A 21759-nucleotide genomic window follows, 5' to 3' on the forward strand; every position below is an offset into this window, starting at 1 on the left:
TTTATAGAAACAAAGTAACTGCTATTAAAATTGATTTTTCCAATTAAAACATTTTATTATTGATGTGGTTGCCCCTTTTATCCAGCGCCAACAACCTTCAGCACAAATACTTGTTCATCTAAAAAACACCGAATACGACCCGCCCTTCCTCCAAATGAAACGGCGGTATTTTCACTGACTGACTTTGGATAAGACGATTCGTTGACGATGTACTACCGACTTTACATGCATCACGTAAAAATGCTAAACTGAACGCAGACAAAATCGACATGCGCCCTAACCGAAAATACAGATCTTTTGCAACGCAAACATATTTCTGGAAGTCATTCGGGGGGGGGGAACAAAATGATTTATCATTTAGCAGGAAAACTTGCAATATTGATCATTAAAATTTTTAGTTTGCTAGAAGTCAAAGGCAAGCAGCATATTCCGGCAGACCATCGTTTTATTGTTACATGCTCTCATCGCAGCTGGGTAGATGTAGTCTTGCTCGCCGCAGCACTTTTTCCAATTCATGTCCATTATATGGCCAAAAAAGAATTGTTTCAGAACACGCTCATAGGTTGGTTTTTGAAAAAGATGCATGCTTTTCCAGTTAATCGTGAAAATCCTGGACCGAGCGCACTAAAAATTCCTTTGAAACTGTTAAAAGAAAATAAAGTTGTTGGAATTTTCCCGAGCGGCACAAGAACAGACGAGGAAGTTCCTTTAAAAAGAGGCGCGGTTACAATTGCGATGAAAGCCGGCGTTCCCATATTGCCTGCAACCTATCATGGTCCAAAAAGTTTAAAAGATTTTTTTGCCGGGAAAAAAGCTGTCGTTGCATTTGGCGAACCAATCTATTTAGAGAAAAATGCAAATCAAATTGATGATGCGCTTCAACAGCTTGAACATAAGCTGAAAGCTCTTGAAAAAAGCATAAACGACTAAACATTGACGTTTCTGATCAGCTTGTCATTTTTAGACAAACTGATCAGAAAGCTAAAGGCGAAGTAAAGTTCTGATATTTTCATTTATCGATCTAGTTCGATCCACTTATTTGTCTTCAAAGGCGGTTTGTACGCACGAAGTTTATCTATTAATATAGAGGGATTGTCTGCAAAAATCATAAACTGTTTATGCGTTTCAGGCATGAAGCCTCCCTCTACCGCATTCTCAATCATCTGTTTTACCGGCGTGTAATAGTCATCGATATTTAACAACGCCACAGGCTTTTCATGAATCCCAAGCTGCCCCCAGCTAACCGCTTCAAATATTTCCTCAAAAGTACCATAGCCTCCGGGAAGAGCAATGAACGCATCTGAAAGCTCTCCCATTTTTGCTTTCCGCTCATGCATATCATTGACTTCATAAAGCTGAGTGAGATGCTTGTGGACAACCTCTCCTTGAAATAAATTCGTCGGCATAACGCCCAATACGGTGCCTCCTAACTCTAATACGGTGTTTGCAATCACTCCCATCAGACCAATGCTGGAGCCTCCATATACGAGCTCAAGCCTGTTTTTTACCAATTCTTCTCCCAGTTTGATAGCTGCTTCTTTATACTTAGGATTTGTTCCCGGATTCGATCCTGCAAAAACACAAACACGTCTCATATTACCACTCCTGCTTCTTCTCTAAACGTTCTGACGAATGAGAAAGTCCTATTAAAAGCTGTGAATGGGATATTTCCATCACAGCTTTTTTACAAAATTATTGAAAAATCTGACTGATTTTCTCTATTTCTTCCTTTGTTAACTGGACATCTAACGTTTTTAAATTGTCAAGTACCTGTTCCGGCTTCTTCGCACCAGGGATGATCGCATCGATGGAATCGACCGTTAAATACCATGCTAGCACAACGTGAGCAATTTCAGCATTTTTCGCTTCTGCGATTGGACGCAATTGCTCGACTTTTTCGAGATTACGCGCAAATGCTTCCCCTTGAAACAAAGGATTTTGTGCACGTGAATCATTGAACTTCTCATCTTTCGAATATTTTCCGCTTAATAGACCTGAGGCAAGTGGAAAATATGGTATAAACGATATTCCATTTTCCGCCGTGTAAGGAAGCAAATCTTTTTCTGCTTGTCGTTTAAATAAGTTATATTCGGACTGAATTACATCGACATACCCATCTTTGTTCGCTTCTTTTAATTGTTCGAGCGAGAAATTCGATACACCGATCGCACGAATTTTCCCTTCATCCTTAAGCTTCTTCAATTCACCGACAGCTTCATCCTTCGGTGTCGTTTCGTCCGGAAAATGAATGTAATATAAATCTATGTAATCCGTTTTTAAGCGTTTCAGGCTGCCCTCGACCGACTCGCCAAGGAAATCGGGAGAGTTATCAAGAACAACTTTTCCGTCTACAAATTTGTGAGCACCTTTAGTAGCAATGACTACTTCATCACGACGGCCAAACTCCTTGACGACTTCACCGATAATTTCTTCCGAACGCTCAGGACCGTAATAAAATGCCGTATCCAAAAAATTTATTCCATGATCCAAAGCTGTACGAACGATTTCTTTCCCAGTTTCATCGTCAAGGTTTGGAAAAATGTTGTGCCCGCCAACAGCATTTGTTCCAAGCCCGATTGGGTTCACATATATATCGGTCTTGCCTAATCTAGTCTTTTTTGTCACAATATTTCAACTCCTTTCATTAACATTATAACAAATTCTATCAGAAAAATCAGTTTTTTAACTAATAAGCTATTAAATATTATTATGGCTTTATAAATGAAATTATGAAAGGATTCTTTTATTCATTTTCAAGCAGCAGTTGCTCGACTGTTTATTGTTTGTTCCATTATGTTCAAATTCTTGAAGTTGTCTAAAGCACCATAAAAATATCTTAAGAGATTGCAGCCTGCTGCAATAACAAAATAAAGAGGCCCCCAAAAGTAGGGTTAACTGACTTTTGGGAGCATTATTTTAGAGACTTATCGGACATACAATTTTTTTCAATCTTGTTTATATCCTTCAGAAGTCTTATGAAGGACTTTTCTTTTGCTCTCTTTCTTCATTAGGTTCTTCAAAAGTTTTATGACGGTCATTCAGCACATACAATCGCTTCTTGTTGGACTTCATTGCCTCTATAAAGAACATTTATAAATTTTATTTCATTATGTTTGTCCTTCACAGTTGTATTTCTCAAAATCTTTCATTTTAGCAACTCGTCGGACAGCCCCACTGTTTGCTTGAAAGCAATTCCGTCCTTTACTTTCAATCTTTTTATTTAGAACGATATTCTTTTTTTCGGCAATTATATCAATTACCTGAATCCGTGATGAATTGAAATCGACTTTGATTTTGTTGTAATTTTGATGGATTGATAATCCATAAACCCCTTTTATGCTTATGACCTATGTCATCTCTATTTCCGAAAATGGAACAAATCTCTGTTTTAGGTATACGAACCAAAAAAATAGACAAAAAAGCCCAGGGAGTGACGTTGGACATCAGTGATCGAACATTAGTTCGTTATCTTACCTCTCTCCATTTCTGATAGACGTTCAGTAGGGGCTCGCTATAGCCACTCCTTCGCGTCAGTTTCATCCAGATCTGTCGTGATCGACGGACGAGTCGCCCTGCCATCGTGATCACCGTCTGAATAATCGTCTTGATGCGGCGGCGTTTCACTTTGTGGTGCAACGGATGTCTCGGATCGCTTAATAGATCTTGTCCAATCAGACGAAGAAGATTGTAAACGAAGGCTCCCATGACCAACACGAGCGCATTCGTTTTCATCTTCCCAGATGGAAGCCGCTCTAAATCTAAGTCGCTCTTCAGTTCGCTATGAAACTGTTCGCATGTCGCATGGTCATGATACAACGCGAGCACATCGCTCATTCGAACATGCTCGTATCCTTTGAGCCGCACCCAATAGCTTTCCACTTCATAATCAGGAACGAGCATCAGCTGTCCATTGCGTTCCATCGTCCGTTCCGTCACTTGGGTGACTTGAACGTACGTATACGTGTTTCCATCGATCGCTGCCTTCTGTGGAAGGCATAGCTCATAGGTTTGTACTCCTTCGCTTTGTCCATCATCGACACGTTTGCCCTTTTGCGAAGCGATCTGGAACCAAAGCGCTGTCGATTCTCGGCGTAAGTTTCGCTTGATGACAAAGTCCACGTCTTCCTTTAGGCATACGTGCACATTCGCTTCTGCATCGTTTCCTGCATCCATGCGAACAAGCAGACGAGATGAAGTCAGTTGACGAGCTCGACGGATAGCGGTGACTAAAAACGAGGGCATGTTGTCTTGCACATGTTGTTTCCCTGGACGCAACTCGGCATGAACGAGATACCCTTCCTTCCCTGCATACGCAAACAACGGTGTAAAACCGTCAAATCCTTTATACGTTCGACTGACTCCTTCTTTTTTCGTATCGGAGTTGTCAAATGGGGAACCATCTATATCAAGGGGAAGCCATGTCGTCTTTCCTTTGGTCCAACAAGGGGACAAAGTGGCATGTCGTTGAATCAACAGACGTATGGACTCCTCCCAAAGAATCGTTTCGGTCATCGGAAGACAAGCGAGCTGATCGAGTCGTTGTCGCAAGGTTGGAGAGGAAGGCACGTGCTGAATCCCCATCGATGCCGAAAAGATATCGTCCTGACGATACGCTTCGATATGATCGAAATCCGTTTTTCCTGTGGCAAGCAAGCCAATCATCGAGCGAATGACATCGCTATGGGAAATGTGCACTTCTCGACGAACCGTTGGAAGCCGAAGTGCGTTTACCCGTTTATCCAGTTTCGTTCGATGGAGTAAGTAGCCAACGAGAGCAAGCCCAGCACTTGGGGTAATCGCTTCATCTGTCAATACAAACCGAATCGGGAAATCTTTCATCACATCACCTACTTGATGAAGAATCGTCAACGTCGTTTTCCCTTATCGTATCAACGGTTTGCGACCATTGTAAAGATGTTTTGTCACGGATTCAGGAATTAATTAAAACAGAATAAAGCATTACTGAAAAATTGCAAATTAATGCCTCTGTCAAAACATTTATTTTGCGAATACTTATCTTGATTTCATAAAATCCACCGAACGCTCACGATTTTCTATTGTAAATCTTGTGGAATTCGGCAGCTCTGTTAATATATTTGATGCACAAGGTTCAAAGTTGATAAACATTTTTTCAAATATAAGAACTCCCGCACTTTGACGAAACTTTTTGCATTACGGATCATTTTTGATCCGCTTTGCGTGGAATTAAGCAGCTCTTTTGATATATGATGTACGAGCCTTGAGAATGACAAACATTTACAAATGGAAGAGCACGCCCAATTTCCTTCCGCATTTTGTTATAAACATTTTGGAATGACGGCCAATTGATTGCTGGCAACATTTTGATCCAATTTACTTGCTTTTATTGGTATCTTTCACAGCTTATTTTTGATAAAGCTGCCGGTACCAATTGGATGTTGCCTGAACTTCTGATAAAGTCAGCTCATGTCCTCCGTTTTCCCAATGCAAGTGCACATTTGCGTTGTTATTTTCTAAAAATGTTTTAAGCTCTATTGATTCTTCAGGAGAGCAAATTTGATCACGCTTTCCAGCTGCAATAAAAACGTTTTTTCCTGAAAGATCCGGCAGATCCATCCCTCTTCTCGGCACCATCGGGTGATGCAAGATGGCTCCATTTAGCGCATCCCGAAAATGGAATAAAAGGCTGGCTGCTATATTTGCTCCGTTGGAATAACCGATTGCGATTACAGAATTTCGATCAAATCGATATGTTTGTGCTGCTTCATCTAAAAAAGAGTTTAATTCCTTTGTACGGAAAACAAGATCTTCTTCATCAAAAACTCCTTCGGCAAGTCTTTTAAAAAAACGCGGCATTCCATTTTCAATTACATTTCCGCGCACAGCTAAAATCGATGCTTCTGGATCAATAATTTCTGCAATGGGAAGAAGATCAAATTCATTTCCGCCGGTTCCATGCAGCAATAGGAGAGTCGGTTTTGCCGGATTGCTTCCTTTTTGAAAAATATGTTTCATCGTTTTTTCTCCTTCTCAGCGTTTATTAAGCATTACTTTTCTTATTCGTCAAGGTTACGGACTTCCACTGGCATCAACTTATTTTCCAACCGTTCCCGATACTTTTCGTAACGCTCCGGAAGCTTTAATTCTTTTCCAAGTGCCTCTAAAGATTCATCAATTGCAAAACCCGGAGGATCTGTTGCAATTTCGAACAAAATTTCACCATGCTCTCTGAAATAAATAGAATGAAAATACTTTCGATCCTGAACTGGCGTTACCCTGTATTCATTTGATTCTAAAGATGTTTTCCATTCTAGTTGATCGTTGTCGTCTTTTGCCCGAAGCGCGATATGATGGACTGTTCCAACCCCCATGATGCCGCGTCCGGAAGAAGTAATTTTTACATCAACGACATTGCCGATTTCACTTGGAGACTGAAAACGAATAAAATCTCCTTCCCTTCCAATTCGTTGAAGTCCAAAAATATTCTCCAACAACTCTGACGTTTTTTCAGGAAATGATGAATATAATACGGCGCCGCCAAATCCTTTAATGGCAACATCAGAGGTGACATGGCCAAATTCCCATTGATTTAATTCTCCTTCTTTTCGTTCCACTAGCTCAATGTTCAAACCGTGCGGGTCTTGAAATACAAGCAGTGACTCACCAAACCGTTCTGTCATTGTAAACGGAATTCTAAATTTATCTAGTCTTTCTTGCCAAAAGCTCATGGAACCTTCTGGTATCACATAAGAAGTTACACCCACCTGACCATTGCCGATTTTTCCTTGATACGCATCAGGCCAAGGAAAGAAAGTAATCAGTGTCCCTGGCTTTCCTTCTTTATCCCCGAAATAAAAATGGTACGTGCCGGGATCATCGAAATTCACAGTTTTTTTAACTAACCTCAGCCCTAAAACTCCGGCATAAAAATCAATATTTTCCTGCGGATGGCCGACAATAGCAGTAATATGATGAATTCCAGCTGTTTTCTTTTTCATCTTTGATTCTCCTTTATTATTTTCTTTACGCGATTCGTTTTTGTAAATCAATCATTTTAACGGGTCATTATTTCGAATTAAAATATCTCGAATTAAATTATTTTTAATTCGAAATAATTTTATCAAATCTTTCATTTATTGTCAAAAAGCTGATCTGTTGAATTTTTCATCTCTTTTCGTTCCGTATTCACTAAAATACCATCCTTACCAAAATGAAAGCAATCGCAAGAGCAGCGTTTGAATGCGAAGAGAAACCTCCCTCTCCTCTTGCGCGCAAAATCGTTACAGAAATTGTTGTTCTTGCCGCAGCAAGGGCTATCGGCCGTTCCATAAATTTTTTTTGTGATGGCTCGGCAAACACAGTCGAATTTAAGATTGGTGATGAACACGCAACATCCTGAAAGTAGCCGGCATCCGCCAGCTGCTTTCAGATAAACCGAAAACATGCAAAAGCAAATTGCTTTTTGCAGACTGATCGGAATGACCGTTGCAATTTAATATTAGTAAATCCGTATGGCTTTAGCAAATGTAGACAAATGAAGTTGAATACCGTAACCGGACAGGTATCATTTCTGATCTTCTTTTTTATCATCTAATTCAAAGAACTCAGCAAAATCCATCAGCGAAGCATCTTTGTCTTTTAACGCCAATTTTGCTAAGATGATTTCGAGAAGACATAAGCCAATTAAAATAAGTAATCCTTTCATCATATTCCTCCCCCCTCAAACTCATCTCTTTGTCAACATCAACATAATGTATGAAACGCGTTTCAGGTCAAGGATTTTTAAAAGAAAGGGATATTTCATGGCAACGATTCGTGATATTGCAAAGCTTGCAGGTGTTTCTGTTACAACGGTTTCGAGAGTTTTAAATAATCATCCATATGTCAGTGACGAAAAAAAAGAAGCGGTTTTAAAAGTGATAGAAGAAATCAACTATAAACGGAACATTCATGCAGTCCACTTGTCTAGAGGCTTTTCAAATTTGATCGGCGTCGTCCTGCCTAAAATCGATCATCCTTATTTTAGCAGCATTGTGGAAGGGATTTCGGAGGAAGCGATCAAGCATCATTTGCAGCTTGTTCTCTTTCAAACGAATTATGAACCAGCAAAAGAGCTTGAAGCATTGGAATTGTTGCGGGGAACCTTATTGGATGGTGTCATTTTTTGTTCAAGAGCCATTTCCTTTGATGTATTGAAAGAATATAAAAATGCTGGACCGATCGTTCTTTGCGAAGATTCAGACCAAAGCCATTTCCCTTCTTTGAGCATTCCGCATGAACAGGCATTTCAGTTTGGTTTGGACTATTTAATTTCGAAAGGTCATACGAAAATTGCATTTACTTTAGGACGAATGGAAGGGCCAAACAGTAAAAAAAGAAGAAAAGCCTATAAAACAAAAATGAAGGAATTAGGCGAACCGATTCGAAGCGAGTGGATCTTCGACAAATGCCTATCGATCACTGACGGCAAACAGCTTATGGAAAAGCTTCAGCATTTAGAGAAAAAACCGACTGCCTTTTTTGTTACAAACGATCAAGTGGCAGCAGGTATCTTATTAAGTGCCGAACAATATAAAATAAAGATTCCTCAAGACATTGCCATCTTAAGCTTTGATAATCAGCCTATTGCCGACATCATGGGAATCACTACTATTGAAATCCCAATAAGAAAAATGGGGAAGCTTGCGGTGCAATCGATTATTCATTGTAAAGAAAAACGGGAGCAAACAAATAAGAAGATGACTCTCCCCTTTCGGTTAATTGAGCGGAAAACTGTGTAACCCATGAAGAAGGATGCCCCCTCTTTAGAGTTCAAATCATTCCTGCCAAACGATCATCTGCAAAAACCGAAGCAGCTTGGCAGGATTTTTCATTTGATTTTGTAATCATTTTGACGATTTGCATGCGTCTTTTTCCATATTCCGTTTTCTTTTGACGTTCAGTGTGAAATTCATCGATTACTACTCAAAGCTGGTTAACAGCTTGTCTGCATACTTACTCCCCTTTTTGGCCGACAGCAAAGTGTACGTCAATCACAAATGGCCTTACAGATGTTTTCAATTGCATAGCAATGAAAATCCTTAAAATTGGAGCGTTATTTCCCCAAACCGCTTTTTAAAACAATTTTCCTACTCCGTTAATTTTCTTCTTATCAGCAAGCTTGCGATCACGATGCTCAAAATATTTGCTGCATAAACAAACGCTTCATTTCCGTCAGCCATCGAGTTGAATTTGTAAAAAAAGTGCGGCCATGGTATAAGTTCGCCGTTTGTCACGTATTCGACAACCGTATAAATGGCAATGAATCCGAACGCCATTTCTACATTTTTGACCAATAAAATCAATAACGCACCAATCAGCAAAAAATTCAACCCGAGCAGCAAGGCGAATAAAATTAAATGCCAAGGCACATCCGCTAGATTACGGAAGAAAAACAACAAGATCATTAACAAATTCATCACGGTGTAATATCGCATTAAATCAATAATGGCGTGCTTTTTATACAGATTGATCAATGTTTCCCATGCCCCGTCCTCCCTTCTAACCATGATCCTAAGCAGAACATAATCATTGAAAGGAAATCGAAATACGCCTCAAGTCGTAGTTCAAAATATGCCTCAGGTTCGTTATGAGCAGCGACCACAAAAGGTAAGATGAAAATTGAAAGGAGGTCATTCAAATTATGAAAAAAATTGGTTTGTTCATCGCAGGTGCAATAGCCGCAATAGTTTTAATCGCCAATCTCGGCTCAATCGTCGGACTTCTTATCAGTTTGCTTGTTCTATACTTTTCGTTTAAACAATTTGTGAAATCCGACAAAAAATCAAAAAAATGGTTTTGGGGGATTGTCGGGCTGATTGCACTATCTGTTTCAGCTGCAAATGTCCCAGCTATTCTCGGTTTAATCGCCGCATATGTGCTTTATCTCATTTTTAATAATTGGAAAAAATCGAATGATCCGTATGTGTCAGACGATCCATTCACCAATTTTGAAAAACAATGGGAATCGCTAAAACGACAATAAATGGAGGGGAAAAAAATGAGCATATTTACGAGATTAAAAAATGTGATTATGGCCGATTTACATGATTTATTGAATGAACAGGAACAAAGGAATCCAATTGCGCTATTAAATGAATATTTGCGCCAATGTGAAAAGGAAGTTGAAAAGGTTCAAAAATTAATCGAACGCCAACGATTATTAAAACAAGAGCTGTTAAGAGAATACAACCATGCTGAACACTTAAAAGAAAAAAGAAAATATCAAGCCGAAATTGCGTTGAAAGCGCAAGAAGAAGAATTGCATCAATTTGCCATCAACGAGCAGCAGCAGTATGAGGAGCGTGCATCAAAATTAAAACAAGCACTTGAACAAGCAACGAAACAGCTCATTGACTTAGAACATAAATATGAAGAAATGAAACATAAATTGAAAGATATGCATATAAAGCGCATGGAGCTGATGGGACGAGAAAATATTGCACGCGCCTACTCTCGGATCAACCAAGTTCTTGAGCAGCATAATTCCGAAAAGAACCATTTTGTTCGCTTTGCTGAAATAGAGAATTACCTTGATGAACTGGAAAATCGAATCAACAACAGATACGATACATTAACATTTGATGCAAGAATCGCAAAGCTTGAAAAAGAATTAAAAAATCAAGAAACGGATTCAAATTCTTAACGTAAATTGTTATGCTATAAGGGCGTAGTTCTCTACGCCTTTCCATATTTATGTTCACACTAATAGGAAGGAGAGGAGCCTCGTGTTTCATCAATCGAAAATAGATTTTACAAAATGGATTTTCGTCATTGGCATCATCTTATTCATCGCAGAGCTTTTATTTTTCAATGGTGAGGCCCTTTTCTTCCTAATGATGATGATTTTTTGCGTATATATTGGAAGAAAAAGAATGCCGAAAAAATCAGGATTATTGTTATTTTGGATCGGAATAATCGGCGGCGTTCTATCTTTTTTCAATATGTTTACATTCCGACTGCTTCTATTTGCTGTTTTCATTTACTTTATTTTTCACTATGTTCAAAACAAGCAGGTAGCTGCTAAAAAGTCTCCTAAAATTGAAGAAGCAGATCCAATCCTCTCGCAAGAAGAGACATTTTCCAAAACGCCTCTTTTTCAAAACAGATTGTTCGGAACGCAGCGAACCGAAGAACAAATATACAGATGGAACGATGTCAACATTCAAACAGGCATCGGCGATACAGTAATAGATTTAAACTATACGATTCTTCCGAAAGGTGAAGCGGTGATTGTCATCCGAAAGCTTATCGGCAATATCGAAATAATTGTTCCTTACGAGCTGGAAGTGTCCGTCCACCATTCCGGTTTCATCGGCTCCTACTCCATTTTTGATTATAGTGAACCGAATGTATGGAACGAAACAATTCGATATGAGTCCAAAAACTATCATGAATCTGCCCAAAAAGTGAAAATCATCACCTCTATAACCTTTGGCAGAATAGAGGTGAAAAGAACATGAATGTATTGCAAAGACAAATTATTATCTGCTTAGTAACATCAGTAGTCACTTTTTTATTTTTCACTGTTTCGCTTTTGCTTACGTTCCTGTTTCCTAATTGGACATTACTATGGAAACAAAAAATTCTTGATATTCCGTTTATCCTCTTCACGTTCGTAATCAGCAGCGCCATCGGCTTGCTTTTCGGCATTCTATTCGGACTTCCTTTTAAAGATAAACTACACAAGATTGAAGACAAACTAAAAAAAATAACAAAAGGAGAAACGGTTGAACAAAATGAACATATAAACATTAAAGAATTAGATGAAATCAACCTTCGAATTGACCAAGTGCAGCATCATCTCATTGAACAGACGAAATTAACGCAAAAACTTGCAGGTGAAAACGCAAAAGAACAAGAAAAAAGATTGGAAGAAATCATTTCACAAGAAAGGCAAAGGCTGGCACGCGAGCTGCATGACTCTGTCAGTCAAAACTTGTTTGCGGCCTCGATGCTCATTTCTGCTGTTAAAGGAAACAAGGAAAAAATCGATGAAGGAACGAGCAAACAAATCCATTTAGTTGAAGAAATTATTCAGCAGTCCCAGCTTGAAATGCGCGCTCTTCTTTTGCATTTGCGGCCTGTCCCTTTAAAAGGTAAATCTTTGCAAACTGGAATTGAAGAACTGCTCACAGAGCTGCGGCAAAAGGTGCCGATGAACATCCAATGGAAGACAGAGCAATTTCCTCTAGATAAAGGGATTGAAGACCATTTATTCCGCATTTTGCAAGAATCGGTGTCAAACACTCTTCGCCACGCCAAAGCGAATACACTTGAAGTATTGCTGATCAAACGGAAAAATATGGCCATTTTACGGATTGTCGACGATGGTGTAGGATTTGACGTTCAATCGGCAAAATCAGGAGCATATGGTTTGCAAAACATGTATGAACGTGCAGCCGAAATCGGCGGAACATTGCAAATTGTCAGTGTCCCTCATGAAGGAACTAGATTGGAAATAAAAGTACCGTTGTTAACAGATGAAGGTGATAAAAATGATTAAAGTATTACTAGTTGATGATCATGAAATGGTAAGAATCGGCGTTTCGGCTTTTTTATCGTCCCAGCCTGACATAGAAATCGTCGGCGAGGCTGATAATGGCAAAAAATGCATTGAACTAGCTTTACAATTAAAGCCTGATATTATTTTAATGGACCTCGTCATGCCGGAAATGGACGGGATTGAAGCGACAAAAGAAATACTTCATCAATGGCCAGAGGCAAAAATCATTATTGTCACAAGCTTTCTCGATGATGAAAAAGTCTACCCTGCCCTTGAAGCCGGTGCTGTCAGCTATATGTTAAAAACTTCAAAAGCAGACGAAATCGCCGATGCGATCCGTTCAACATATCAGGGACAATCTGTCTTAGAGCCTGAAGTGACAACGAAAATGATGGCAAGAATGAATAAAAAACAAAACCGCCATCCTCATGAAGAATTAACAAACCGAGAAATGGAAGTGCTGCTTTTAATGGCTCAAGGGAAATCAAATCAAGAAATTGCAGATGAGTTGTTCATTTCATTAAAAACCGTCAAAGTTCACGTCAGCAACATTTTAAGCAAACTGGGCGTTCAAGACCGCACCCAAGCCGTCATTTATGCGTTCAAGCATTCGCTAATCAAGTAAAATTGGCAATAAGCGAAGAAAAGAGAAAGTGGAATGGTTTTTCACCGAAGCACAAATACAGGAAATTTCATTCGAAATTTATTTATCATTTTACATATAATCAAAACAAAAAAATTGCTAGTTTTCCCAACCTAATAGAAGATCACATACGTAAGCGATGTTATTCATCTACCAAATGAATGCATATTCGTCGACAAAAGCAAAAATAAACATGTTAACGCTTGATAAAATCGGCTAAAAATAATTCAAAAATCTCAAGCGAAACGATGGCGGAAATCGAAATAATCGATAAAAGAAATCAGAAATCCTCCTATTCGTTTTCCGCCAAAAACTAGTTTTCTCTTAAAAAAACAATAGGTGAACAAAAGTCCTATTATGATCATTTATGCAACAGGCAAAAAAAGCAGCCTTCCCTTGCAGATAGCACATCCAATAAGCCTTTTGGTTTCCAGGCTTAGGATGGGGGCAAAATAAGATTCATAATCTTCATAGCGCAACACTTGAACAAGACGCAACTTCCCCCAACAGTATTCCGGCTTTTATCGTATATATGGAGCATGCTCTTTTTCCAATGCATCTTGCAGCCATCTCGGATGCATCGTTAAAAGGTTTTCCGGCAGATTGTTTGGATCGAAAAATCGTGCATCAAGGGTTTCATCTGTTTTTTGGCGCAGCTTTCCCCCAATGATCTTGCACTCAAAGCAAGTTGTAATAAAGTGGCTGATTTCGCCGTTTGGGTATAAAAAAATTTGCGAATCCGGATCTGAGTAAATGCCGATCAGCCGGGTTACCTCCACTTCAAGACCAGTTTCTTCGTAAATTTCTCTTATAATTGCTTCTTCCACCTTTTCTCCCGGCTCTACATGCCCTGATGGAATGCCCCATAGTCCGTTATCCGACCGTTTTAATAGGAGAACTTGCTGCTGTTCGTTAAAAATAATTCCCGCCACTCCTGCTTCGATCCGCTCCGGCCATGCAAAATCACGCGGATGCCATTGTATGATTTTGACACGATCATCAAATAAAGACTGCAAATTTCCGATCACCGCATCCGGATTGCGGTAATCCCCGGGAGATGGAAACGGTGCATTCTTCCCGTTGGAAATTAAAATCGCTTGAATCCCTGCTTGATGAGCACCTAATATATCAGTTAACGGGTTATCGCCGATCATAACCACTTTTGCTTTAGACGAAATCGATTCAATCGCTTTCTGGAACATAAATGGATTCGGTTTGCCGACAATGTACGGTTTTTTCCCGGTTGATGCTCGTATCATTTCAGCAACAGCTCCTGTTGCAGGCAAAGGACCTTTCGAAGTAGGGAAACTCATATCGGCATTCGTTGCAATAAACTTCGCACCATTATGTATTTGTTTTACCGCTTCCTGAATATCGTACAAAGATACATTTCCGCTCCAGCCGACAACAACGGCTTCTGCCTCCTCTTCACCCTTTACAACCATTACTCCTGCTTGACTGCACTCGTGCTGTAAATGATCGTCCCCCAGCACGTAGGCACTGCGAATATTTTGTTTTCGCAAATATTGAGCTGTCAACCAAGCGGATGTAATGATTTCCTCTGGACTTGCTGTAATCTCCATTCGCTTGAGCCGTCCGGCAATTTTTTCTCTCGTAGTACAAGGATCATTTGTAAGAAACCGAATCATTTTCTTTTCTTGACGCAAGCGCCGCAAAGATTCAACTGCCCCAGGAAGCGGATTTTCTCCTATGTAAATCACTCCGTCTAGGTCAAATAAAAACACGTCAAATTCATCTATGATCATGAAATCATCCTTCCTTAGTGAACCATTTTCGCATGAACCAAACTGATTGAAAAAAACTCCTCATCAGCAAGCTAATTTAAGTTAAAGTGATCGTTTTCTCGAAAAGATTTGAACTTATTTAAAGTACCTCAAAACTAACTCGTGTTAAAACAATCGTTCTCTCAATGAACCATTTCTTAAACTGGCGCAAAACTTTTAGAAGTTTTTTTGCTGTCAAACCAAAAGATGTTTCAATAAAACGATTTGCCTTGCTTGAAAGTTTGCATGAGCTTGTATGAGGAGAATCTTCTCTCTTTATTTCCACTTCTACATATGATTATAATAGATTTATCGTTCACGCAGCAAAAAGGCGGTTTAAATGGAGAAAATGTGATGTGGAATATTGGGAATTTGAGCAATAAGACAAAAGTTTTTTCAAAAAGACTGTGCAATTCGTGCACACTAAGAACTAATCTCTAATCAAATGTATGCTTTTACGACTGATCTCCTTTCTAATAAAGAAAGGTCTGTATTTGATCTGACATTTATGCAAGTTGTCTTCCCCCTCTAAATGCCAGCAATACTGAACATTTATCCCCCTTTTTGCAGGGAGCTGGTCTATGTATCGCTCAAAAGTTTAAGGTGAGGACATTTATCCCCACCCAAATACATCTTCTGATATCAAAAAAATCAAACACATTCTTCTATTTTCTAAAGCTTAAATTGCCGTACAAATTCATTCAGCTCTTCGGCTAGCTTCGCTAGTTGTTCGGAGCTGTTCGCCACTTCTTCCATAGAACTGCTTGTTTGTTCGGCTGCCGCAGAGGTTTGCTCAATACCTGCTGCTGATTGCTCGGAGATCGAGGCTATTTCCTCGATGGAACGGTTCATTTCCCGGCTGTTGGAAGCGATTTCCGTCAAGTTGTTCGCAATTGTTTGAATATGATGAACCATGTCCGTAACAGCTTTGTTGATCGTTTGAAATGTTGCGCCTGTATTTTTAATTTGCTCTGTTCCTTGTTCAACCTCCTGATAGCCGCTCTTTAAAGCATCAACTACATTCTTTGATTCATTTTGGATATTGTCGACAATGCTTGTTATGTCTGAGATTGAGACGGAAACTTGTTCAGCGAGCTTTCTTACTTCATCTGCAACTACTGCAAAGCCTTTTCCGTTTTCGCCTGCTCTTGCCGCTTCAATCGCTGCGTTTAATGCTAGAAGATTCGTTTGGTCCGCAATTCCTTGTATGACTGATACGAGTTTTGTAATTTTTTGCAAATGTCCGTTTAAACCGAGCACTTTATCAACAGATTGTTGAAAAATTTCGTCAATTTTCGACATTTGTTCGGTAGAAGACATCATTAGTTTATTTCCTTTGCCGGCAATTTCAAGCACCTCTCTGGAGACTGATTCAATATGCTCCCCTTTTTCGCTGGCATCTTGAACTTTTTCGACAAATACCTCCATCTTTGCTGCCATGTCGCTCGCGCTGCTTGCTTGCGTTTCAGCGCCTGATGCCAATTCCTGCATGGTGGTTGAAACCTGCTCTGATCCGGCCTTCACTTCATTTGCAGAGTGGGTCATCTCCTCGCTGTGGCTTGTCAGTACTTCAGAAGCATTCGAAATGTTTGTAATCATTTCTTTCAGTTTATTTTGTAGCTGATTTATGGCATGTGCCAGATTTTGTGTTTCATCTTTCGAACGGATTTTTATTTCACCTTGTGTTAAATCTCCATTAGCCAGCAAATGCATGCGCTCAGATACGGCGTGTATTGGTTTGGAAATGCTGTTTGAAAACAGCCATACGATGAAAAATCCAATCACAATCGTTGCGCCAATGACAATCATTAAAAAAACGAGAAGATCATTAGCCGGCTGATTGAAATCCATTAAATACGTGCCCGCACATACAACCCATCCCCAATGAGGATCAGTTTTTGAATAGGCGACTTTTTTTTCAATTCGATTTTCGTTGTCAGGCAAAGCCCATTCGTAATAAGTTAAACCGCCGCCTTCATTTCCGGTTTTAATCATTTTTTGATTGAATTTTACGCCTTTGGAATCTTCGTCATTCCAGCCTTGTCTGCCTTCTATAACTGGATGTGCAATAAGAGTTCCTTTTTGATCGATAATATACATGTATCCGTTTTCGCCTAAATCAAAATTTTTATTAATTGGCCGTTTGCCGTCAGCATTCTTTTCCCCCAATATCGCAACTTTTACCTGTTCCTGCGCTTCTTCTAAAGACAATGTTCCCTTTTCAACCTCTTTATTTAACGCATCGATTAACTCAATGGTCATTTCGACGCTATTTTTTAAGTTCTTTTCCCCCAGCTTGTTTAAACTGGAAGTTGTTTTCTGATAGCTTAACAAGCCTAAAATGACTAACGGAATCGTTAATAATAGAAATGAAATGGTCATTAGCTTCATACGTATCGTGAATTGAAATTTCTTTTTCATGAAAATCATTACCCCTTTGTTATGCCATAATTTTTTTAAAGACTTAGTTCTTTCCTCTTAGAAAAGCGTTACGAACTCATTTCCATCCATTTTCACTCCCCAAATCCGAAATTGGTTGCTTGACATTTTAATTATCGGCCTCTAAACATACTTTTTTTAGTTAATTAATCATTTATTGGGTTCATCACCAAAAGATGTACTTGATTTTTACGTTAAAATGTGATAGAGGTCTCTAGACGGACACGCAAAGTAAAACGCTGGATATTTCGATACCCATATCCTCGCCTTTTGATCAATTTTATTTTGTTGTTGATTCCTTCCATTGGACCATTTGAGTAAGAAAAAACGATGCAAGAAAGCACTGCGTCTCTTCGGGTGATGAGTGCCTTGGCAATACTACGTACGGCGGCACAGTCGCTAAAAAGGTACCGGTCAAACCATTGGGTCAAACGAGTTTCGGCTTGCTTTCTTGTTTGGCTTTTGGATACGTAACGGAAATGTTGAAGTGCTTGATAGACATCACGTAAATAAGCACTTTCTTGGCACCATTGTCGAACTTCCTGTCTCTCTTCTTCTGTTAATTTTTCTGGACGTTGGCTTAACAATCGGCACACGCGGCGAACGCTTCCATGTTTGGTTCCGCCTTTGGCAAGGTATTTGCGACAACGTTCCAGTGCATCGGTGAATAACTGAATCACATGGAAGTGGTCAAGAACATGGATGGCTTTTGGACATACCTTTTCAATGGCTTTTCTCATGGCAGGAGCCAAGTCGCTGACAACATACTTCACTTTGGAGGCGACGGGTTGAAGCGCCTCCACAATGGCTTCTTCATTTTTTCCAGAAGCAATGGAAAGGACATTCCGAGTCTGTGTATCCATCACCGCTACTCCGTAATCATGTCCCTTTCGGAAAGCGAATTCATCCACACATACTACTGTAGGATTCGATGTTGGTAAAAGAGCCGGGGCATATTGATAAAACCAGCGTTCTACTGTCGTATAGGCGAGTTGTAACAAGCGAGCGACTTCTTGAATCGTTTTTCCGATGCATAACTGGGCGACCCAATGTTGAAACGATTCCGTCGCGATACTGTGAGACGGAAGTCCCGGATAAGAAACGGTGAACGTCAGAAAACAGGCTTGGCAACGCCGTCTTTCTATGGGAAGTTCAATCCAAAATAAACCGACCGTATTTGTATAGCCATGAATCCATTGTTTTCGTTTCGATGATATTTTGGTTGTCCGTCCGAAGCAAGTCGGGCAGATCGGACAATGAGGAGGGAGGGAAAGTTCAAAAATCCATCGTTCTCCCTCTTTTCGTTCTCCATGAATAAGAAAGCCTGGTAAAGTGATCAAATCTTTGATAAACTGAGATTGCATGCGAAATTTCCTCCATGGTTGATGGTTTGGTCACCTTTACCATACAGGAAATTTCGCATTTTTTGTACCCTTGATCAGAAAACAACCTGATTGTCAAGTACATTTTGTGGTGAAGAGCCATTTATTGTCAAATATGTATTTTTTTAGCTAACATCGAACGTATATGGTCAAAAATATAATGAACCGATAATCCTTTATTTAAGCGTTTTCATTAATTTTATCGTTCATTTAGTGCGGTTCTTTTACGTCAATGAAGCAAAAATAATCTGAAAATAGTCTATATGTTCGATCCGATAAAATTTATTTTTCTAATTCATTTACTATGAATAAGCAGCAATTATTTTTTTGTATTTTCCCTCATCGGCTTCGGCTCGCCTAATAAATATCCTTGAGCGTAATGAACCCCCAATGCTTTAGCCGTGTCTAAATCTTCTTTTTTCTCAATTCCTTCTAAAACTAGTTTCATATTGGTACGTTCGCAAAGAAATAAAAGCTTTTTAATAACATCTTGATTTTTGCCCGAATTATATAAATTTTGGCCTAAAGAACGATCGACTTTAATATAATGCGGGTTTAAATCGACAATGGTTTCTAACGATATTTCACCTTTTCCGAAATCATCAACGGCAACTTTATACCCTTCATCTTTTAAAAATTGAATATTTTTTTTCAACAATTCAATATTTTCGATTTTTTCACTTTCATTTATTTCAAAAACTACTTTTTCGGTCGACTGAAAAAAAAGGTTTATTTTTTTTATAAATTGGGTAAAAGAATGATGAACAATCGTCGATGGAAATACGTTAATAAACAGCTTTTGCTGCAGGTCTCCCATCGATGTTATTGCATTGTGAATGGAGCAAGTATCCAGTTCATATAAAAAACCGCATTCACGGGCGATTTGAAACAAAATTTCCGGATCGGAAAAATATTTGCAGCGAAGCAAAGCTTCGTATCCATATATTTTTGATTCTTTTAATTCATAAATAGGTTGAAAAAAATGACAAAATGATTTGTTATCTATAATTTCTTTTATCCTTCTAATTTCCCATTTAACCAATGGAAGAACCTCCTAGACGTCTATCTATAGACCTATTTCGGATAATGTCTAATGTTATATTTCATATTTTTAGTATATATTTTAATACTTTTAATATCAATAGTCTCTTGGGGGCTTAACTCTCATAGTAGATTGTAAAAAGGAATCACTATTATCCCCAAGGAGTGACGGTTCATGACTAAAATACAGCAAATAATCGGAGAAAGAATCCGAAATTTTCGCAAGCAGAAAGGGTGGAGTCAAGAAGAATTAGCAGATATAGCAAATCTACATGCTACTTATATTGGACAATTAGAAAGAGGTGAAAAAAACGCAACATTGGAAAGCATTAACAAAATCGCAACGGCGCTTGAGGTTTCTTTAGAGGAATTATTTAAATCTATTCAACCAAATTCAAAAAAACCAGATTATACTTTGTCGCAAATTATTACAAAACTTCAGGCAAGGCCGGTTGAAGATCAAAAATTCATACTAAATATGCTTGATCTCCTATTGAACTGGAAAGATAAGTAGCAGCATTCCAAAAGGGGCTGACCGAAAAGTGGTTTTTCAGTCAAAATTAAAACCCAAGAATGCTGTCATATCAACATTCTCGGGTTTCTAATTAGAGAACATAAACACTAAAATGGACTTTTTAGACAGCCCCTCTTTTGGAACTTATTTATCATTTTACAGCATGTTAGCAACATGCTTTTCAGCATCTAATACATCCATCTCCCCTGATAAAAGACGGGGCAGCAAAGCGTTTTGCAATTTTTTGAGCCGGTCATTTTCATTGGCATTTTGTATCATCATCGTATAATAATTGCTGGTGAAACGTATAAATTTTTTTAAAATATCATCCGGCGGAAGCACAATTTTCATTTTTTTTATCTCATCCGCGCTGACATTCGGCTGTGCAGATCCAGTAGACCGATCTAAAATTTTTTGGCGGAAATCCGGCAATTTAGTTATGGCATAGACAAATGGCAATGTGTTCATTTCATGCACGCTAGAATAAAATTTGCCGACACGTTGATTTAATAATGCGGGTTCTTCAAAATAGTAAATGCCGCATTTCCCGATTTCAGCGCCTGTTAGCCCAATGAGCAGATCTCCTTGTGTAATTTTGAAACGATCTAATCGATGGAATAAAGATGGATCTACATATGCTGCATCTTCTTTGTTGATGAAAGGCGGGACAATATTTTTTATTTTTATTACTGGTATGCCTTCACATTTCCATTCCTTGCTTTTAAAAGCATATCCATTTTGTAAGTCTATAACTTCACCTAATGTTCCTGCCTTCCATCCTTTCGGAATCATTCCCAATTCAGAAATTTCGAACCCTCTATCTTTAAAAGGCCCAAACTCTATGAACCAGTATTTGTAAAGTGTCATGATCGTTTCATCGATCGTTTTATTTATCTTGATATTCAGTTCAATTTTATCATCAATTGTTCCTAATATGTCCGCAATCTTCTCTTGCGTCCGCATGTCCGGCAGCAATACGAGCGCATTTTTAATAGAATCCATGCTGACAGCCGGATACGCAGCTCCCTGTTCCTGAGAAACTAAATAATCTGTAAAAGATTGATTGGAAATAAGGTAATACACATACCTCGGATGAATATGCTCCGTAGGCCGAAGAACCGCAAAACCGGTCGATACAACTTGATTTTCTTTCGGATTTTTTAAAAACAAAAAGGATCTTCGATTCGGACGGACGGTCGAAAGAATTGTATCGCCTGCTCGAACCAGCCTTTTTGCTCTGCTGGGCGCTTCATGAATCAAATATTGCGATGTCTCCCTCAGTTCGCCTGTTCCAACAGACGAAATATCGATGTAATCGATCATTTGAAAGGGAAATTGTTTCGTTAATGATTCAGGATTTATTTGAACAATCTCACCAAGCCGAACTTTCTTCCAGCTCGCCACATAAATTCCTCCACATGCATTAATTTTGA

General features: G+C 39.0%; 20 protein-coding genes. 8 read left to right on the forward strand and 12 right to left on the reverse strand.

What is annotated here, in order from left to right:
- Window positions 1-345: 345 nt before the first annotated feature.
- On the forward strand, window positions 346-930 hold the full coding sequence (locus NST97_RS04015; protein ID WP_066251223.1) for a lysophospholipid acyltransferase family protein: 585 nt from the start codon (window positions 346-348) through the stop codon (window positions 928-930).
- A gap of 83 nt (window positions 931-1013) precedes the next feature.
- On the opposite strand, the gene NST97_RS04020 is transcribed toward NST97_RS04015, so the two are convergent.
- The 6 genes from NST97_RS04020 to NST97_RS04045 form a co-directional block, all read right to left on the reverse strand.
- Window positions 1014-1595: an LOG family protein gene (locus NST97_RS04020; protein ID WP_066251226.1), complete on the reverse strand. Its 582-nt coding sequence runs from the start codon at window positions 1593-1595 to the stop codon at window positions 1014-1016.
- A 97-nt stretch (window positions 1596-1692) separates the two neighbouring features.
- Window positions 1693-2625: an aldo/keto reductase gene (locus NST97_RS04025; protein ID WP_341342950.1), complete on the reverse strand. Its 933-nt coding sequence runs from the start codon at window positions 2623-2625 to the stop codon at window positions 1693-1695.
- Window positions 2626-3465: 840 nt separating this feature from the next.
- The gene (locus tag NST97_RS04030) at window positions 3466-4839 is read right to left on the reverse strand and encodes an IS1380 family transposase (protein ID WP_339211605.1); all 1374 of its coding nucleotides are present in this window, start codon (window positions 4837-4839) and stop codon (window positions 3466-3468) included.
- A gap of 543 nt (window positions 4840-5382) precedes the next feature.
- A complete protein-coding gene (locus NST97_RS04035) occupies window positions 5383-5994 on the reverse strand; it encodes an alpha/beta hydrolase (protein ID WP_341342951.1) in 612 nt (203 codons plus the stop codon).
- A 41-nt stretch (window positions 5995-6035) separates the two neighbouring features.
- A complete protein-coding gene (locus NST97_RS04040; RefSeq protein WP_341342952.1) occupies window positions 6036-6977 on the reverse strand; it encodes a ring-cleaving dioxygenase in 942 nt (313 codons plus the stop codon).
- 566 nt (window positions 6978-7543) lie between these two features.
- Complete coding sequence (locus NST97_RS04045) at window positions 7544-7687, reverse strand: hypothetical protein (protein WP_161939811.1); 144 nt, start codon at window positions 7685-7687, stop codon at window positions 7544-7546.
- 94 nt (window positions 7688-7781) lie between these two features.
- Here NST97_RS04045 and NST97_RS04050 point away from each other — a divergent pair, with 94 nt between their 5' ends.
- Window positions 7782-8759, forward strand: a complete 978-nt coding sequence (locus NST97_RS04050; protein ID WP_063387811.1) for a LacI family DNA-binding transcriptional regulator — start codon at window positions 7782-7784, stop codon at window positions 8757-8759.
- A gap of 348 nt (window positions 8760-9107) precedes the next feature.
- On the opposite strand, the gene NST97_RS04055 is transcribed toward NST97_RS04050, so the two are convergent.
- Window positions 9108-9527: a hypothetical protein gene (locus tag NST97_RS04055; protein ID WP_341342953.1), complete on the reverse strand. Its 420-nt coding sequence runs from the start codon at window positions 9525-9527 to the stop codon at window positions 9108-9110.
- Between the two features lie 134 nt (window positions 9528-9661).
- Between NST97_RS04055 and NST97_RS04060 the strand changes: the two genes are divergently transcribed.
- The 5 genes from NST97_RS04060 (at window position 9662) to NST97_RS04080 (ending at window position 13148) form a co-directional block, all read left to right on the forward strand.
- Entirely contained in the window at window positions 9662-10003 is a 342-nt protein-coding gene (locus tag NST97_RS04060; RefSeq protein WP_063387809.1) for a lmo0954 family membrane protein, read from the forward strand.
- Between the two features lie 15 nt (window positions 10004-10018).
- The gene (locus NST97_RS04065) at window positions 10019-10663 is read left to right on the forward strand and encodes a PspA/IM30 family protein (RefSeq protein WP_063387808.1); all 645 of its coding nucleotides are present in this window, start codon (window positions 10019-10021) and stop codon (window positions 10661-10663) included.
- A gap of 82 nt (window positions 10664-10745) precedes the next feature.
- Window positions 10746-11480, forward strand: coding sequence for a cell wall-active antibiotics response protein LiaF (gene liaF, locus NST97_RS04070; RefSeq protein WP_066251251.1), 735 nt, complete (start codon window positions 10746-10748; stop codon window positions 11478-11480).
- Window positions 11477-12523, forward strand: coding sequence for a sensor histidine kinase (locus tag NST97_RS04075; protein ID WP_063387806.1), 1047 nt, complete (start codon window positions 11477-11479; stop codon window positions 12521-12523). The genes liaF and NST97_RS04075 overlap by 4 nt, the downstream gene beginning before the upstream one ends.
- Window positions 12516-13148 (forward strand): response regulator transcription factor, encoded by a 633-nt coding sequence (locus NST97_RS04080; RefSeq protein ID WP_063387805.1) that lies wholly within the window; start codon window positions 12516-12518, stop codon window positions 13146-13148. The genes NST97_RS04075 and NST97_RS04080 overlap by 8 nt, the downstream gene beginning before the upstream one ends.
- Window positions 13149-13687: 539 nt before the next feature.
- Here the strand turns inward: NST97_RS04080 and NST97_RS04085 are convergent.
- From NST97_RS04085 to NST97_RS04100, 4 genes are all read right to left on the reverse strand, one after another.
- Window positions 13688-14932 (reverse strand): HAD-IIA family hydrolase, encoded by a 1245-nt coding sequence (locus tag NST97_RS04085; RefSeq protein WP_341342954.1) that lies wholly within the window; start codon window positions 14930-14932, stop codon window positions 13688-13690.
- A 690-nt stretch (window positions 14933-15622) separates the two neighbouring features.
- A complete protein-coding gene (locus tag NST97_RS04090; protein ID WP_341342955.1) occupies window positions 15623-17371 on the reverse strand; it encodes a methyl-accepting chemotaxis protein in 1749 nt (582 codons plus the stop codon).
- Window positions 17372-17583: 212 nt separating this feature from the next.
- Complete coding sequence (locus NST97_RS04095; protein WP_021292746.1) at window positions 17584-18753, reverse strand: ISL3 family transposase; 1170 nt, start codon at window positions 18751-18753, stop codon at window positions 17584-17586.
- 337 nt (window positions 18754-19090) lie between these two features.
- Complete coding sequence (locus tag NST97_RS04100) at window positions 19091-19813, reverse strand: EAL domain-containing protein (RefSeq protein ID WP_339192860.1); 723 nt, start codon at window positions 19811-19813, stop codon at window positions 19091-19093.
- Between the two features lie 174 nt (window positions 19814-19987).
- On the opposite strand from NST97_RS04100, the gene NST97_RS04105 reads away from it, so the two are divergent.
- On the forward strand, window positions 19988-20326 hold the full coding sequence (locus tag NST97_RS04105) for a helix-turn-helix domain-containing protein (protein ID WP_063387802.1): 339 nt from the start codon (window positions 19988-19990) through the stop codon (window positions 20324-20326).
- A 156-nt stretch (window positions 20327-20482) separates the two neighbouring features.
- Here NST97_RS04105 and NST97_RS04110 read toward each other — a convergent pair whose 3' ends face one another.
- Window positions 20483-21730 carry a restriction endonuclease subunit S gene (locus tag NST97_RS04110; protein ID WP_341342956.1) on the reverse strand — a complete coding sequence of 416 codons (1248 nt, stop codon included), beginning with the start codon at window positions 21728-21730 and terminating at the stop codon, window positions 20483-20485.
- Window positions 21731-21759: the final 29 nt, after the last annotated feature.

Source organism: Aeribacillus sp. FSL K6-1305 (assembly GCF_038050115.1).
GTDB lineage: Bacteria > Bacillota > Bacilli > Bacillales > Aeribacillaceae > Aeribacillus > Aeribacillus composti.